Source organism: Paracoccus sp. MA (assembly GCF_020990385.1).
Taxonomy (GTDB): Bacteria; Pseudomonadota; Alphaproteobacteria; order Rhodobacterales; family Rhodobacteraceae; genus Paracoccus.
This window is the reverse complement of the sequence record NZ_CP087599.1, coordinates 323283-339721: the sequence shown is the minus strand read 5'-3', so window position 1 is coordinate 339721 and position 16439 is coordinate 323283. Positions and strand designations below refer to the sequence as shown.

Genomic DNA, 16439 nt, shown 5'->3' with positions numbered 1-16439 from the left:
TTGGCCGCGCGAAAACCCTCTCCCGTCCGATGGAAAGCCGCCCGCCGCGGACAGGAACAGGTGCCGCGCCGCCGAATGCCAGCGGCTAGGTCGTGTTGACAAAAGGGATTCCTCTGGCAGTCGTCCTATGATTCAAGCTCATCTCTACGTGGGAGATGAACTTGGCACGCAACCTGATATCCGACGATGAGTGGACCTTCTTCGAGGGCTTCATTCGTGCCGTCCGGCACCCTAACGGGCGGAAACCTGCGGACCATCGTCTTGTTCTGAATGGTATATTCTGGATCGCAAGGACTGGTGCGCCATGGCGCGATCTGCCCGAAGAGTTTGGCAAGTGGTCCTCGGTCTACCGTCAGTTCCGCCGCTGGACTTTGGCGGGACTGTGGGAGGATATCCTGGATGCGCTGAACCACGCTGGGATCGCGCCAGACAAGCTCCAGATGGTTGATAGCACTGTGATCCGCGCCCATCATCATGCGGCGGGCGCAAAAGGGGGACTCCGAAAGAGGCTCTTGGCCGTTCGAGAGGTGGCTTCTCGACCAAGATCCATCTCCGCGTCAACGGCGCAGGCCTCCCGATGAGGACCGAGATCACGCCGGGGCAGGATTCCGACTACACCGGCTATGATATGGTGATGGCCGACAACCTGCCGCAACCAGCAGTTCTGGTCGCCGACAGGGGCTATGACTCTGATAAAATTCGGGAAGACATCGAGAGCCGCAACGCCCTGCCCATGATACCGATGCGAAGGAACCGAAGGGTGCGCAAGGCTGTCGACATGACCATCTACACCCTGCGCAACATGGTCGAGCGCTGCTTCAACAAGCTGAAAAATAGCCGCCGCCTTGCAACCCGCTACGACAAAACCGCCGAAAGCTTCCTTGGCTTCGTCGACGTCGCCTGCATCAGGCTCTGGCTCCGCCATTTGTCAACATGACCTAAAACGGCCCGGCAGGGCGCCGGAGCTCGGGATGGCGCGGGTCGCGTGCGCGAACTTCGGCCTTCGAAAGCCCCTGACAACATGCAGTCCAGTTGAGCAGTTTTGACACAGCCTCGACCGTGCCCTGCATTCCCTGATGGCAGGCAACGCACGGTGACCTCGGCGCAGGACCTTACGCGCGGTCCGGTCTGCGGTCGTCGGGAGGGGTTGGGCGAAGATTGTTGGCCTCCAGCCAGACCGGGTTTTCGGCATACATGTCGCGGATCAGCTGCCTGACCAGGTCGAGATAGGGCGAGGCGTCGCCGGCGCGGTGATTGAGGATGACCGGCGATGTCGCCCGCGGGCTGTCGATCAGCCGATAGCGCACGTCCGACCGCATCTGCCGGGCCGAGGAAGGGATGATGCAGATGCCCGACTCCGCCGCGACCAGACCAAGCGCCGTCTGGATTTCGCGCACCTCCAGCACCTCGGCCGGGCGAATGCCCTCGTCCTGCAGCAGGTTGAGGACCTGGTCGGCATAGCTGGGGCGCGGCTCCTTGGGATAGACGATCAGCGCCTGCCCGGCCAGCGCAGCCAGCGGCAGCGGCGCGGGATCCCGCGCCAGGGGGGTGTCCTGGGGCAGGGCGGCCACCAGCCGCTCCTCGCGCAGGACGGTGCCGACGACATTCGGATCGCTGTGCTTCAGGCGGCCGAAGCCGATGTCGATGCGGCCTTCCTTCAGCGCGGGGATCTGCTGGATCGACAGCATTTCCAGCAGCTGGATGTCCAGTTCGGGCACGTTCTGGCGCAGTTTCCTGACCAGCACCGGCAGGCCGCCGTAGAGGGTCGAGGCCACGAAGCCGATGGACAGCACCCGGTTGCGATTCAGCCCGACGCGGCGCGTCGCGTCCTTCATCTGGTCGACCCGCCCCAGCACCTGCAGCGCCTGTTCGTAGAACAGCCGTCCCGCGTCGGTCAGCCTGATCGGCCGGCTTTTCCGAATGATCAGGGCGACGCCCAGCTCCTCCTCCAGCAGCTGGATCTGGCGGCTCAGCGGCGGCTGGGCGATGTTCAGGGTCTGAGCCGCGCGGGTGAAGTTCCGTTCCCGCGCGACCGCGGTGAAATAGCGCAGCTGTCGCAGATCCATGGCCATCCTCTGGGCAGGCAAGAGCAAAAACGATGATTGTTTTTGGTATTCTGTGGCGGGGTAACTGGCCGCGGGGCCATATTTTCTTCACCATAATACCTTCAGGGTATTCTTTCAAATCCAAATGGTGTTGGACAGAAAGGGGCCGCCGCCGCAATTTGGCGTCATGAACCAGTCATTCGCACCCATCGCCCCGCGCACCGATATCCGCCCCGTCGTTTCCCGGGTCGAGACGGTGATCCTCGACCTTCCGACGATCCGGCCGCACAAGCTCTCGGTCGCGACCATGAACGGGCAGGTGCTGATGCTGGTCCGCGTCCATTGCAGCGACGGGATCGTCGGCATCGGCGAGGGCACCACCATCGGCGGCCTGGCCTATGGCGGCGAAAGCCCCGAAAGCATGAAGACCAATATCGACAGCTGGTTTGCGCCGGTGATGATCGGCCAGGACGCGACGCAGGTGCAGGCGCTCATGGCGCGGATCGGCCGGATGGTGCGCGAGAACCGCTTTGCCAAGTCGGCCGTGGAAACGGCGCTGCTGGATGCGCAGGGCAAGCGGGTCGGCCTGCCGGTCAGCGAGCTTCTGGGCGGACGGCGGCGCGACCGGCTGCCGGTGGCCTGGACGCTGGCCTCGGGCGACACGGCGCGCGACATCGCCGAGGCGGAGCGGATGCTGGACCTGCGCCGCCACCGCGTCTTCAAGCTGAAGATCGGCGCGCGGCCGATGCGCGACGACATCGCCCATGTGGCCGCGATCAAGGCCGCGCTTGGCGACCGCGCCTCGGTGCGGGTGGACCTGAACATGGCCTGGTCCGAGGGCGAGGCCGCCTTCGGCATTCCCGCCCTTGCCGATGCGGGCTGCGAGCTGGTCGAGCAGCCGGTCGCGCAGACCGCGGCGCTGCGGCGGCTGGTGCGGCGCTGGCCCGTGGCGCTGATGGCCGATGAATCCCTGACCGGCCCCGAAAGCGCCTTCGAGATCGCGCGCCTGCAGGGCGCGGATGTCTTTGCCGTCAAGCTGGAGCAGAGCGGCGGCGCCTTCAACGCGCTGCGCGTCGCGGCCATCGCCGATGCGGCGGGGATCGGGCTTTACGGCGGCACCATGCTGGAAGGCGCGGTGGGCACGGTGGTCTCGGCCCATGCCTTCGCCTGTTTCGCCAATCTGCAATGGGGCACCGAGCTGTTCGGCCCGCTGCTGCTGACCGAGGAGATCCTGGCCGAGCCGCTGGAATACGGCGAGTTCGAGCTGACCGTCCCCGCCGGCCCCGGCCTGGGAGTGGCGCTGGACGAGGATCGCCTGGCCTTCTTTGCCCGCGACGGGATCCGCAAGACGATCAGCCTGCCCGGCGGGAGGGTGTGACGATGCTGTTCCATGTCGCCATGACCGTGAAGCTTCCCCGCGATCTGCCGGCCGAGGAAGCCGCCGGGATCATCGCGCGCGAAAAGGCCTATGCGCAGGATCTGCAGCGCAGCGGCAAATGGCGCCATATCTGGCGGGTCGCGGGGCAATACGCGAATGTCAGCATCTTCGACGTCGGCGACAACGACGAGCTGCACCAGATCCTGTCCGGCCTGCCCCTGTTTCCGTTCATGGAGATCGAGGTCACGCCGCTTCTGCGCCACCCTTCCGCCATCCGCGAGGATGACAGCTAAGTCCCAACGGGCAGGTCCGGGGAAGCCTGCCCGCCCAGTTTCCAAGCGAATCCAGGAGGAGAAACCATGACCGTCAAGATTTTCGATCGACCCGATGTGCAGGAGTTCCTGAAGGAACTCAGCGGGTTGAACAACGACAAGGGCGATCCGCGCATGAAGCAGATCGTGCATCGGCTGATGTCCGACCTGTTCAAGGCCATCGACGACCTGGACATCACCCCCGACGAATACTGGACGGGCGTGGCCTGGCTGAACGATCTGGGCGCGGCCGGGCAGGCCGGGCTGGTCTCGCCGGGCCTGGGGGTCGATCACTTCATCGACGAGCGGCTGGACGCCATCGACGCCTCGCTGGGGATCGAGAACCCCACGCCGCGCACCATCGAGGGGCCGCTCTATGTCGCGGGTGCCCCGGAATCGGTGGGCTTCGCGCGGCTGGACGACGGCACCGACACCGACGGCCACACGCTGATCATGCACGGCACGGTCCACGGATCGGACGGCAGGCCGCTGCCGGGCGCCAAGGTCGAGGTCTGGCATTGCGACACCCGCGGCTTCTATTCGCATTTCGATCCGACCGGCAAGCAGGCGCCCTTCAACATGCGCCGCACCATCATCACCGACGATCAGGGCCGCTACAGGTTCCAGAGCATCCTGCCCAGCGGCTATGGCGTGCCCCCCGGCAGCCCGACCGAGGCCCTGCTGTCGGCGCTTGGCCGCCATGGCCAGCGGCCGGCGCATATCCATTTCTTCGTCAGCGCCGACGGCCACCGCAAGCTGACCACGCAGATCAATATCGAGGGCGATCCGCTGATCGACGACGATTTCGCCTATGCGACCCGCGAAGGGCTGGTGCCGCATGTCGTCGAGCGCACCGACGAGGACAGCATCCACGCCAACGGCTTGAACGGCCCCTTTGCCGAGATCGAATTCGACATCCACCTGACCGCCCTGGTCGATGGCGTCGACAACCAGGCCAATGAACAGCGCCGCCGCGCTGCCGCCTGACCGATGCTCTCGGGCGGCCGCCGCAGGCCGCCCCCTTCCGAACCCGATCAACCATCACCGACATCTGGCAGGGGCCGGCCCGCGAAAGGCGCATCCCCTGGGAGGAAAGCTCATGTCCGCGATCATCGAGAAGGCACGCGACCTGGATCAACTTCTGGCGACGGCCGTGCAGGACGACAAGGAGGCCGGCCTCTACCGCTGCCGCCGCGACATCTTCACCAACGAGGACCTGTTCGCGCTGGAGATGAAGCACATCTTCGAAGGCAACTGGGTCTATCTGGCGCATGAAAGCCAGATCCCCGAACCGAACGACTATTACACCACCTGGATCGGCCGCCAGCCGGTGGTCATCACCCGCGACAAGACCGGCACGCTGCACGCGGTCATCAATGCCTGCGCCCACAAGGGTGCGATGCTGTGCCGCCGCAAGCAGGGCAACAAGGGCAGCTTCACCTGCCCGTTCCACGGCTGGACCTTTTCCAACACCGGCAAGCTGCTGAAGGTCAAGGACGCCAAGACGACGCAATATCCCGAACAGTTCGGCAAGGACGGCTCGCACGACCTGACCCGCGTGGCACGCTTCGAAAGCTATCGCGGCTTCCTGTTCGGCAGCCTCAATGCCGATGTCGCGCCGCTGGAGGAGTTCCTGGGCGAAACCACCATCATCATCGACCAGATCGTTGACCAGGCCCCCGAGGGGCTGGAGGTCCTGCGCGGCAATTCCTCCTATATCTACGACGGCAACTGGAAGCTGCAGATGGAGAACGGCTGCGACGGCTATCACGTCAGCTCGGTGCATTGGAACTATGCCACCACCATGGAGCGGCGCAGCGAAACCGGCACCAAGGCGGTGGACGCCAACAGCTGGTCGAAGTCCGTCGCCGGCGTCTATGGGTTCGAGAACGGCCATATCCTGCTGTGGACCAACACGAAGAACCCCGAGGTCCGGCCGGTCTGGAACCGCCGCGAGGATCTTGTGGCCCGGCTGGGCGAGGAGAAGGCGGGCTTCATCGTCAACCAGACGCGCAACCTCTGCCTCTATCCGAACGTGTTCCTGATGGACCAGTTCAGCACCCAGATCCGCGTCGTCCGCCCGCTTTCCGTGGACAAGACCGAAGTCACCATCTTCTGCTTCGCGCCCAAGGGCGAGTCCGCCGAGGACCGCGCCCATCGCATCCGCCAATACGAGGATTTCTTCAACGTGTCGGGCATGGGCACCTCGGACGACCTCGAGGAATTCCGCGCCTGCCAGACCGCCTATGCCGGCAGCCTGGCGCTGTGGAACGACATGTCGCGCGGCGCGCCGCTGTGGATCGACGGGCCGGACGAGAACGCCCGGCGCATGGGGCTGAAGCCGCTTCTGTCCGGCGAACGCAGCGAGGACGAGGGGCTGTTCGTCTGCCAGCACGAATATTGGGCCGGGGTGATGCGCGACGCGCTTGCCGCCGAGAAAAGGGGGGCCGCGGCATGAGCCTGGATCACGACACCACCGGCACCAGCCTGGGCTACGACGCCATCTGCGCCTTTCTCTATCGCGAGGCGCGCCTGCTCGATGACCGGCAATGGGACGAATGGCTGACCTGCTATGCGCCCGACGTCACCTACTGGATGCCCGCCTGGGACGACAACGACCAGATCACCGAGGATCCGCAGTCGCAGATCTCGCTGATCTATTACCCGAACCGCGAGGGGCTGGAGGATCGCGTCTTCCGCATCAAGACCGAGCGTTCCGGCGCCTCGACGCCCGAGCCGCGCACCAGCCACGCCGTCCTGAATGTCGAGGTGGTCGAGGACCGGGGGACCGAGGTGGATGTCCGCTACAACTTCCATACGCTGAACCACCGCTACAAGGTCACCGACCAGTTCTTCGGGACCATCTTCGTGACCCTGCGACGGACCGGCGACGGGCTGGCCATCGCCGCCAAGAAGATCGTCCTGAAGAACGACTACATCCGCCAGGTCATCGACGTCTATCACGTCTGATCCGTCCCAGCACAACCGCAAGGAGGAGGCGACCATGTGCTACCGCATCGCATTGAACTTCGAGGACGGGATCACCCGCTTCGTCGATTGCAAGCCGGGCGAGAAGGTTCTCGACGCCGCGTTCCGCAACAAGATCAACCTGCCGATGGACTGCTCGGACGGCGTCTGCGGCACCTGCAAGTGCCGCGCCGAAAGCGGCGCCTATGACATGGGCGAGGACTATATCGAGGACGCCCTGACCGAGGACGAGGCTGCCGAGGGGCTGGTGCTGACCTGCCAGATGGTGCCGTCCTCGGATTGCGTGCTGTCGGTGCCCACGACCTCGCAGGCCTGCAAGACCGGCCAGCAGGTCTTTGCCGCCACCGTGACGCGGATCGAGCCGCATCAGGACGCGGCCGTGGTGCTGGAGCTTGAGGTGGAGGACGCCCCCGCCTTCCTGCCGGGGCAATATGTCAATATCGGCGTGCCGGGCAGCTGCGATCACCGTTCCTATTCCTTCAGCTCCGCGCCGGGCGAGCATCGGCTGGGCTTCCTGATCAAGAAGATCCCCGGCGGGCTGATGGGCGGCTGGCTGGCCCGTGCGCAGCCGGGCGAGCGGCTGGAGCTGACCGGGCCGATGGGCAGCTTCTATCTGCGGGACGGCGACGGGCCGCTCTTGTTCCTGGCGGGCGGCACCGGCCTTGCGCCCTTCCTGTCGATGCTGGAGGTCCTGGCCCGCGCCGGGTCGCAGCGCCAGATCCACCTGGTCTATGGCGTGACGCGCGACCTGGACCTGGTGCTGGTGGACCAGATTGCCGCCTATGCAGGCCGGTTGCCGAACTTCACCTTCGCGACTGTCGTGGCCGATCCCGCATCCGCCCATCCCCGCAAGGGCTGGGTCACGCAGCATATGCCCGGCGACATGCTGGCGGCGGGCGGGGTCGATGTCTATCTGTGCGGCCCCCCGCCCATGGTCGATGCCGTGCGTAACTATCTGGATGAAAACGGCATCCGCCCCGCCAGCTTCCATTACGAGAAGTTCACCCCCAACGCGCCCCTGAAGGCCATCGCATGACCGGGGCCGTCTTCGCCGGGCGTTTCGTGGGCAAGGTGCTGGTCGTGACCGGGGCCGCGCAGGGCATCGGCCGCGCCGTGGCCTTGCGCGCGGCGGCCGAAGGGGGGCGGGTGCTGTTCGTGGACCGCGCCGATTTCGTGGCCGAGGTGGCGGCCGAGGCGGGCGGCGATGCCGCCGCCTTCATCGCCGACCTGGAGACCTGGGACGGCGCCGAGGCCGCGATGCGCCATGCGGCCGAAACGTTCGGCGGCATCGACATCTTGATCAACAACGTGGGCGGCGCGATCCGCATGCGGCCCTTTGCCGAATTCGAGCCCGCCCAGATCGACGCCGAGATCCGTCGATCCTTGATGCCGACGCTCTATTGCTGCCGGGCGGTCCTGCCGCATCTGGCGGCGCGCGGCGGCGGCACCATCGTCAACGTCTCCTCGAACGCCACGCGGGGGATCCATCGCGTCCCTTATTCGGCGGCCAAGGGCGGCGTCAACGCGATCACGCAATCCCTGGCGATGGAGCTTGCGGCGCAGAACATCCGCGTGGTCGCCACCGCTCCCGGCGGGACCGAGGCGCCGCCGCGCCGCATCCCGCGCAATGCCGAGGGCGACAGCCCGGCCGAGCGGCAATGGATGGCCGAAGTCGTGGAGCAGGTGACGCAATCGGCCCCGATGAGGCGCTACGGCACCATCGACGAACAGGTCGCGCCGATCCTGTTCCTGGCCTCGGACGAGGCATCCTACATCACCGGATCCGTCCTGCCCGTCGCCGGAGGCGACACGGGATGAGCGTCGCGGGGGGCGACAGCGGCTGACCGGGCTTTCAAGCGAAAAACAAGGGAGGAACGACATGCGAAACATAGATGTCAGCGAGGCGATAGACCAGGGTCCGTTCGGCCGCTTCCAATGGATGGTGGTCGCGCTGTGCGGCACGCTGCTGGTCGTCGACGGATACGATGTCTTCGTGGCGGGCACGGTGCTGCCCACGCTGATCGCGGAATGGGGCCTGACCAAGCCGCAGGCCGGCGCGCTGCAGGCCTGGGCGCTGTTCGGGATGATGTTCGGGGCGCTGATCCTGGGCCCGCTGGCCGACCGGATCGGCCGCAAGAAGGGCGTCGCGATCAGCTTCGTGCTGTTCACCTCGGCCACCGTGCTGACCGGCTTTGCCACCTCGCCCGAGCAGTTCAAGATCTTCCGCTTCATCGCCGGCCTGGGCTGCGGCGGGCTGATGCCGAATGCCGTGGCGCTGATGAACGAATATGCGCCCAAGCGCCTGCGCGGCACCATGGTGGCGCTGATGTTTTCGGGCTATTCGGTCGGCGGCATGGTCGCGGCGGGGCTGGGCGTCGGGCTGATCCCCTCCTTCGGCTGGCAGCCGATGTTCTTCATCGCCGCGGTGCCGCTGCTGCTGCTGCCGCTGGTGCTGTGGAAACTGCCGGAATCGCTGGGTTTCCTGATCCGTCAGGGCAGGCAGGACGAGGCGCGGCGCATCTTTGCCCGCATCAACCCGGCCAGCCCGCTGGCGGCCGATGACCAGCTGGTCTTCACCGAGACCAAGGGCGCCTCGGCATCCGTCGCCGAGCTGTTCCGCCACGGCCGGACGCTGCGCACGCTGATGCTGTGGCTGTCCTTCTTCTGCTGCCTGCTGCTGGTCTATCTGCTGTCGTCGTGGCTGCCCAAGGTGCTGCAAGAGGCCGGATATGCGGAACGGGCGAGCCTGCTGTCGCTGTTCTCGCTGAATTTCGGCGGCATGGCGGGGGCGATCGCCGGAGGGTGGCTGGGCGACCGTTTCGGCCTGCCGAAGGTGGTGGTCGCCTTCTTCGCCGCCGCCGGGGCATCCATCGCGCTGATTGGCTTCAACCCGGCGCCGGCGATGCTGTTCCTGCTGGTCTTCGTCGCGGGGGCCACGACCATCGGCACGCAGATCCTGCTCTATGCCAGCGTGGCGCAGCTTTATAACCTGTCGGTGCGCTCGACCGGGCTGGGCTGGGCCTCGGGCGTGGGCCGGATCGGCGCCATCGTCGGGCCGACCTTCGGCGGGGTGCTGCTGGCGCGGGAACTGCCGCTGGAGCAGAACTTCCTGCTCTTCGCGATCCCGGCGGCGGTCTCGGCCCTGGCGATGCTGGTCTTCGCGCTTGCCAACGGGCGCGCCCGCGACACGGCGCGGCTTGCCGCCGCCTGACGATCCCTGCAACAAGGCGCGCGGCCCCTCGCCGCGCGCCGCATTCGCATGAAAGGCCGCCCATGCCCTGCCTGGACCTGCCCACCCACCGGCTGCACTACCGCATCGACGGCGATGCCGGGGAAAAGCCGTGGCTGACCTTCTGCAATTCACTGGGCACCGACCTGCATATGTGGGACGCCCAGATCGAAAGCCTTTGCCGGGATTTCCGCATCCTGCGCTATGACCGCCGCGGCCATGGCCGGTCCGGCGCGCCGTTGCCGCCCTACGGGCTGGCCGATCTGGGCGGCGACGTGATCGCGCTGTGGGACGCGCTGGGGATCGCGCGCAGCCATTTCTGCGGCCTGTCCATCGGCGGGCTGACCGGGCAATGGCTGGCGATCCATGCCGGGGCGCGGCTGGGGCGCGTGGTTCTCTGCGCCACGGCCGCCCGGATCGGCACCGCCGAAGGCTGGAACGCCCGCATCGACGAGGTCAGGGCAGGGGGCTTGGGCAGCCTTCTTCCCGCGACGGCGGAACGCTGGTTCACGCCGGGCTTTCGTGCGGCCGATCCGGCCAGCGTCGCGGCGATCCTGGCCAGCTTCGCCGCCACCTCGGTCGATGGCTATGCGGGATGCTGCGCGGCGCTTGCCGGGGCGGATCTGCGCGGCCGGCTTCACCAGATCGCCAATCCGCTGCTGGCGATTTCCGGGGCTGACGATCCGGTCTGCCCGCCGGCCGAACTGGCCGCGATCGCCGGAGAGGTGCGGGGCGGACGTCACCTGTCCCTGCCGGGGCGGCACATCGTGAACCTGGAATCGGCGGCGCGGTTCGACACCGTCCTGAAGGATTTCCTGACCGCAGCACCTTGGCGGTGAGAATTCGGCCCAACTCCGCCGGTTCATCTTTGTAAAACGCACCGGCCCAAATGCCGGTGCCCTTGTCCGGATCGCTGCCGTTCGCGTCGAATTGCGCCTGACGGCCCGGCGGTGCGGCCCGGGCGCCGGCCAGAAGCGCCTGGGCCATGTCGAACTCGCCGGACCTTTTACCTCAGAAGGTCACCTTCAGGCCGATACCCACCTCGCGCGGCTCGACCACGGTGGCCTCGAAGCCGCCGATCGAGCGGCTGGCCCGCAGATAGGTCACCGAGCGGTCGTCGAACAGGTTGTTGACATAGGCGAAGGCCTGCAGGTTCTCGCGCGGTTGCCAGGTCAGCCGGGCATTGGCCACGGTATAGGAATCGACCCAGGTGTCGCGGTCCTCGTTGTCGTCGGAATAATAGCCGTCGGTGTGGCGCAGCTGGCCGCTGAGCCGCCATTCCGGGGTGATGTCCCAATCGGCCGCCAGCGAAAGCGTATAGTCCGGGGACCGGCCGAAGCGGTGGCCCTGGTAATCCGCCTCCGCGCTGGTGAAGCGGCTGATCTCGGTATGCAGCAGGCCCAGCCCCGCCTTGACCCGCAGATTGTCGCGTACCAGATAGTCCATCCCCAGTTCCAGGCCATAGGACTTGGCGCGCTCGGCATTGACGGTGATCGAACTGCCGATGTTCTCGGGCAAGCTGGTCACGACATAGCGCTGCGCATCATGGAGCTGGGTGTAGAACAGGTTGCCGGTCAGCTCCAGCCGGTCGTCCAGCAGCCGGGTGCGGCCGAAGATCTCGTAGTTCCACGAGGTCTCCGCGTCAAAGGGCACGTATTCCCCGCTGGTCAGGTTCAGCGTCACCCCGCCCGGGTTGTAGCCCTTGCTGATCATGGCGCCGATGCGGCTCGATTCGTCCAGGTCATAGGCCAGCGCGATCCTGGGCAGCCAGGCGTCGAAGCTTTCGTCGTAATCCAGCACGTTCGGGGTAAAGCTCGACACGCCGCGCCGGGTGATGTCGTCGCGCTGATAGCGCAGCCCGCCGGTCAGGCTCCAGCGGTCGGCAAGGCGCCAGGTGGTTTCGACGAATATCCCCAGGCTGTCCTTGCGGTCGTCATAGGTGGTGGTGCCGCGGTAATCCAGAAGCTCGTCCGAATCGGTGCGCGAGACGAACAGTCCCGCCACGCCGCTGATCCGGTCCTCGGGCGAGCCGAAGGTCACGCGCGTTTCGTTCGAGGTCACGTCCTGATCCAGGGTCGCCGTGCCCGAGTCGACCGGCTCGGTCGAGCGTTTGATCCAGATGTCGGAATATTGCAGCTGGTTGAACAGCGTCCAGCCATTGCCGAATTCATAGCTGACATCCAGGATGGTGGTGTTCGTGCGCAGCCGCCAGCTGGGATTCGATGCGGTGGCGCTTTCCAGATCCTCATAGGGCTCGGTCGCGGCTTCCCAGTTCGGCCGGTTGGTCAGGCTGTGCGAGAAGGTCAGCTTGCCCTCCAGCCCCGGGATCTCCTGCGGCTGCCACAGCAGCTTGGCGCGGATGGTGCGGGATTCATGGTCCTGGTCGGTCGAGCCGACGGCGAAATCCGGGTTGGTATAGTCGATGTAATTGTCGCGCGCCCAGTAGTCGACGGTGATGCGCCCGGCCAGATCCTCGGACAAGGGCCCCGAGGCCATCAGGCTGGCGCGGCGGCGGTTGTGGCTGCCATATTCCAGCTGCGCGGCGCCCTCGGGCTGGAAAGTCGGATCCTTGGTCTTGACGATGATCGCCCCGGCGATCGAGTTCGCGCCTTGGGTCGCGGTCTGCGGGCCGCGAAAGACCTCGATCGACTCGACGTCCCAAAGCGCCTGGCTGCCCCAGACGATCTCGTTATAGCCCAGGTAATGCCCGTCCAGATTGAAGGCCAGCCGCGGGGCCGTGCCGCCGAAGAAGGCCACCGCGCCGGAATTCGGACCCTCGCTGTCCTGCCCGCGGATGGTGGGGGCGCCGCCTTGGCCGCCCGAGGCGACATAGGTCACGTTGGCGATGCCCGTCGCCGCATCGGCGGTGCTGTCCTGCCCGCCGCTCTCCTCAAGGTCGCGCGTGGTCAGGACGGCCACCGAAGAGGCGGTATCCTTGATGCTGCGCGCCTGCTTTTCGCCGGTCAGGACGATTTCGTCCAGCCGCACCGCCTCGGCCATGCCCTGATTGTCCTGAGCCAGCGCGGGGGCCGTGGCCAATGCCAGCATGGCGACCGTGCCAAGCAGCACCGGGATTTTATGTCCATTCATCTCCAAACCCTATCCAGATCTACTGCGGGCTGGCGAATGCTGGCTGCCATTTGCGATTCCGTTCCCCCGGCGGGAAACCGCCGAGCGACAGCGCCGGGTTAACCGATTGACAAGGCTTGGGGCAAGGGCGGCGGCGCCTGGGAATCCAGGGCGTGACCCCTGCGCCACAACCTGCGCCGCAGGATCACTTTACACCCATCTGCAGTTGTGCGACAGTAATCCGATAAAAAAGATAAGATACCGTGCGTTCAGCCCTCCGCCAGTCGTCACGGTCGGGATTTCGGCGGAGCGGACATGGTCCTCCCTATCAAGGAAGATTTGCCCACCCTTCGCCAGCGGATTGCGAAAGGAGATTGCTGTGGCAGATCACGCTCTGGACTGGCAGGCCCGCTGCCCGTTCTGGCCCCGGGACGTTGCTGACCGTTACCGCGAGGCCGGGATCTGGCGATACGAGACATTCTTCGACCTTCTGGCGCGGCAAGCCGGGCGGCTGGGTCGGCGGATCGCCCTGATCGACGGTGCGCGGCAGATCGGTTACGACCGGTTGCACCGCGATGCGCTGGCATTGGCGGGCGGGCTTTCGGCGCTGGGACTGGTTCGCGGCGACCGGGTGGTGGTGCAACTCCCCAATTGCGGGGAGTTCGTCACGCTGTTCTTCGCGCTTTGCCGGCTGGGCGTCGTGCCGGTGCTGGCCTTGCCCGGGCATCGCGACCTTGAGCTTGGCCAGTTTGCCAATTTCACCGGCGCCCGCGCGATCCTGACGGCGCAGGAGCCCGGGGGGTATGACATGGTGGCGCTGGCCCGGCGGGTGCAGGACAAGGTTCCCTCGGTCCGGCATGTGGTGGTGCTTGGCGACGGCCGGGACGCGACGCCCTTCGACAGCCTGTTCCGTCCCGATCTCCCGCTGCCGGCCGGTCCCAATGCCGAGGACGTGGCCTGTTTCCAGATCTCGGGCGGGACGACCGGCGTGCCCAAGCTGATCCCGCGCCGGCACATGGAATATCTTTACAACATCCGCATGGCGGTGGCGGCCAGCGGGCTGGACGGCGATACGCGCTATCTGTGCGTGCTGCCGATGATGCACAACTTCCCGATGGCCTGCCCGGGTTTTCTGGGCACGCTGCAGGCCGGGGGCACGGTGGTCATCGCACCCGAGCCCGAGGCTGGGATCTGCTTCGACCTGATCGCCCGCCATCGCGTCACGATGACCGCGCTGGTGCCGCCGCTGGCGCTGCTGTGGCTGGATGCGCAGGCCGGGCTGGGGGCGGACCTGTCGTCGCTGCAACTGCTGCAGGTCGGCGGCGCCAAGCTGACCCCGTCCAGCGCCCGGCGTATCCGGCCGGAGCTGGGCTGCCAGCTGCAGCAGGTCTTCGGCATGGCCGAGGGGCTGGTCTGCTTCACCGCGCTGACCGACAGCGAGGAGCGTATCGTGAACACCCAGGGCCGGCCCATGTCGCCCTGGGACGAGCTGCGCATCATCCGCCCGGATGGGCGCGAGGCCGCCATCGGCGAGCCGGGCGAGCTGGAGGTCCGCGGCCCCTATACGATCCGCGGCTATTACGACATGGCCGGGCACAATGCCCAGGCCTTCACCGCCGACGGCTTCTATCGCTCGGGCGACATCGCGCGGCGCGATGCCGACGGCGCGATCACCGTCGAGGGGCGGGCCAAGGACCAGGTGAACCGGGGTGGCGAAAAGATCGGCGTGGACGAGGTCGAGGATCTGCTGGTCGCCCATGCCTCGGTGCTGGATGCGGCGGTGGTGGGGCGGCCCGATGCGCTGATGGGCGAAAGGCTTTGCGCCTTCGTGCTGGCCGCGCCGGGCACCACGCCCCGGCCGGGGGCGTTGCGCCGCCATCTGGCCGAGGCCGGGCTTGCCGCCTTCAAGATCCCCGACGAGGTGATCGTGCTGGATCGCTTTCCGCAAACCGGCGTCGGCAAGGTCAACAAGCGCCAGCTGCGCGAGCAACTGTGCAAGGCGCATTTTTCTGATCCCGTCGCCGCCCGGCAGGAGGAGCGTGCATGAGCCCGACCGTCGTGGTGCCCGAGGATCTGGCGCCGGACCTGGTCCCGCCGGAAGCGGTGGCGGGGCTGGGCGACGTCCGGCGCGGCATCGACCTGATCGACGCCCGCATCGTCGGGCTGCTGGGGCTGCGGCTGCGCTATGTGCTGGCCGCGGCGGATTTCAAGCCCGACATCGCCTCGATCCCCGCGCCGGAGCGGGTGCGGCAGATGCTGGACGAACGCGCGGCCTGGGCCGCCGAGGCGGGCCTCGCCCCCGATTTCATCGGTCCCCTGTTCGGGCAGGTGGCGGAATGGTTCATCCGCCAGCAGGTGGCGCATTGGCGGGCCTGCCGCGCAGAGCGGCCGGCCGCAGACCGCCGGTCGTCGGCCCCGGCGCCCTCGCCGTCAGCGCGGCCCCCCGGCCAGCCAGCCCTCGACCGCGTCGAGCGTGTGCATGGCGCTGGCGACTGAAGGGCTGGTGACCCTGGCGGAATCCAGGAACACCATCCGTCCCTCGCGCGCCGGGGCCATGAAACGGTCCCAGCCGGGCGAAAGCCGGTCCAGCGCCGCGCGCGCGGCCGCCTCGTCCCGCGCCGGGGCGGCGAAGCTGGTCATCACCAGCAGCAGGTCGGGGTTCAGGCCGGCCAGGCTTTCGGCCCCGATGGGCAGGATCAGCATCGAGCGCGACTGCCGGGTCGAGCCCTCGCCGGCGATCTCGGCCCGGTGATAGCCCAGGTCCTCCAGGGCCTGCACCGCGCCGGACATGCCGGCCACGACATTGGCCTGGTCGGTCAGCATGACGATGAGATAGGTCCTTTCCCCCGGCGCCTTGGGCAGGCGGTCGGGAAACCGGCCGCGCAATCCGTCCAGCCGGGCCTGATAGGCGGTCCTGAGTTCGCGAAAGCGGTCCTCGCGATGCAGGACGCGCGCCAGCTCCTCCTGCACGCTGAAGCCGTGGGCGGTCGCGGCGCTGCTGTTCTGCAGATAGACCGGCGCCGCCTGGGACAGGGCCTTGGCCTTGCCGGCATCGTAATCGGTGCCGATGATCAGGTCGGGCCGCAGCGCGCGCAGCTTTTCCAGGTTGATGCTGCCCACCGGGCCGATCCCGGGGATCGGGTCGGCATCCTTGGAACGTCCCAGCATCTCGTGCAGGAAATCCCCCGCGGTCAGGCTGGAGCCGTCGTCGCCCCGGCCGTAGATTCCGACGACCGGCACGCCCAGCTCGATCAGCGGCACCGCCAGCACCGGCTCGTGCAGCGCCACGACGCGCTGCGGGTCGTCGGGGATCCGCACCTGCCGCCCCGTATCGTCGGTCACCTCGGCGGCCTGTCCCGTCCCGATGGCGGCCAGCGCCACAAGGGCGGTCATCAGCAATCGGCGCATCTCGTCCTCCT

Annotated in this window: 15 protein-coding genes; 12 read left to right on the top strand and 3 right to left on the bottom strand. The window is 67.1% G+C overall.

Going from position 1 to position 16439, the window contains the following annotated elements:
• The first annotated feature begins 155 nt into the window (after nucleotides 1-155).
• Nucleotides 156-937 (top strand): IS5 family transposase gene (locus tag LOS78_RS20545; RefSeq protein ID WP_085999836.1). Its coding sequence is split into 2 segments (ribosomal slippage): nucleotides 156-498 and nucleotides 498-937, totalling 783 coding nucleotides; the frame shifts between segments, so codons are not numbered across the junction.
• Between the two features lie 175 nt (nucleotides 938-1112).
• Here LOS78_RS20545 and LOS78_RS20540 read toward each other — a convergent pair.
• Nucleotides 1113-2066 carry a LysR family transcriptional regulator gene (locus LOS78_RS20540; protein ID WP_230378551.1) on the bottom strand — a complete coding sequence of 318 codons (954 nt, stop codon included), beginning with the start codon at nucleotides 2064-2066 and terminating at the stop codon, nucleotides 1113-1115.
• Nucleotides 2067-2232: 166 nt separating this feature from the next.
• Here LOS78_RS20540 and LOS78_RS20535 point away from each other — a divergent pair, with 166 nt between their 5' ends.
• The 9 genes from LOS78_RS20535 (at nucleotide 2233) to pcaD (ending at nucleotide 10790) form a co-directional block, all read left to right on the top strand.
• Nucleotides 2233-3423, top strand: coding sequence for a muconate/chloromuconate family cycloisomerase (locus tag LOS78_RS20535; protein WP_230378550.1), 1191 nt, complete (start codon nucleotides 2233-2235; stop codon nucleotides 3421-3423).
• 2 nt (nucleotides 3424-3425) lie between these two features.
• Complete coding sequence (gene catC, locus LOS78_RS20530) at nucleotides 3426-3716, top strand: muconolactone Delta-isomerase (RefSeq protein ID WP_028716747.1); 291 nt, start codon at nucleotides 3426-3428, stop codon at nucleotides 3714-3716.
• Between the two features lie 66 nt (nucleotides 3717-3782).
• Complete coding sequence (catA, locus tag LOS78_RS20525) at nucleotides 3783-4721, top strand: catechol 1,2-dioxygenase (protein ID WP_230378980.1); 939 nt, start codon at nucleotides 3783-3785, stop codon at nucleotides 4719-4721.
• A gap of 112 nt (nucleotides 4722-4833) precedes the next feature.
• A complete protein-coding gene (locus LOS78_RS20520) occupies nucleotides 4834-6192 on the top strand; it encodes a Rieske 2Fe-2S domain-containing protein (protein WP_230378979.1) in 1359 nt (452 codons plus the stop codon).
• A complete protein-coding gene (gene benB, locus LOS78_RS20515) occupies nucleotides 6189-6704 on the top strand; it encodes a benzoate 1,2-dioxygenase small subunit (RefSeq protein ID WP_230378978.1) in 516 nt (171 codons plus the stop codon). Before LOS78_RS20520 ends, benB begins: the two co-directional genes overlap by 4 nt.
• A gap of 34 nt (nucleotides 6705-6738) precedes the next feature.
• On the top strand, nucleotides 6739-7758 hold the full coding sequence (gene benC / locus LOS78_RS20510; RefSeq protein WP_230378977.1) for a benzoate 1,2-dioxygenase electron transfer component BenC: 1020 nt from the start codon (nucleotides 6739-6741) through the stop codon (nucleotides 7756-7758).
• Entirely contained in the window at nucleotides 7755-8540 is a 786-nt protein-coding gene (gene benD / locus LOS78_RS20505) for a benzoate diol dehydrogenase BenD (protein WP_230378976.1), read from the top strand. The genes benC and benD overlap by 4 nt, the downstream gene beginning before the upstream one ends.
• Nucleotides 8541-8601: 61 nt before the next feature.
• Entirely contained in the window at nucleotides 8602-9933 is a 1332-nt protein-coding gene (locus LOS78_RS20500) for an aromatic acid/H+ symport family MFS transporter (RefSeq protein WP_230378975.1), read from the top strand.
• 62 nt (nucleotides 9934-9995) lie between these two features.
• A complete protein-coding gene (gene pcaD / locus LOS78_RS20495) occupies nucleotides 9996-10790 on the top strand; it encodes a 3-oxoadipate enol-lactonase (RefSeq protein ID WP_230378974.1) in 795 nt (264 codons plus the stop codon).
• A gap of 172 nt (nucleotides 10791-10962) precedes the next feature.
• Here the strand turns inward: pcaD and LOS78_RS20490 are convergent, their stop codons facing one another.
• Nucleotides 10963-13041: a TonB-dependent receptor gene (locus LOS78_RS20490; RefSeq protein ID WP_230378973.1), complete on the bottom strand. Its 2079-nt coding sequence runs from the start codon at nucleotides 13039-13041 to the stop codon at nucleotides 10963-10965.
• A 358-nt stretch (nucleotides 13042-13399) separates the two neighbouring features.
• Here LOS78_RS20490 and LOS78_RS20485 point away from each other — a divergent pair, with 358 nt between their 5' ends.
• Together LOS78_RS20485 and LOS78_RS20480 are read left to right on the top strand one after the other, a co-directional pair.
• A complete protein-coding gene (locus tag LOS78_RS20485) occupies nucleotides 13400-15067 on the top strand; it encodes a (2,3-dihydroxybenzoyl)adenylate synthase (RefSeq protein WP_230378972.1) in 1668 nt (555 codons plus the stop codon).
• The gene (locus LOS78_RS20480) at nucleotides 15064-15516 is read left to right on the top strand and encodes a chorismate mutase (RefSeq protein WP_179922070.1); all 453 of its coding nucleotides are present in this window, start codon (nucleotides 15064-15066) and stop codon (nucleotides 15514-15516) included. Before LOS78_RS20485 ends, LOS78_RS20480 begins: the two co-directional genes overlap by 4 nt.
• Here LOS78_RS20480 and LOS78_RS20475 read toward each other — a convergent pair.
• Nucleotides 15451-16428 (bottom strand): ABC transporter substrate-binding protein, encoded by a 978-nt coding sequence (locus LOS78_RS20475; protein ID WP_230378971.1) that lies wholly within the window; start codon nucleotides 16426-16428, stop codon nucleotides 15451-15453. The genes LOS78_RS20480 and LOS78_RS20475 overlap by 66 nt on opposite strands.
• Nucleotides 16429-16439 lie beyond the last annotated feature (11 nt).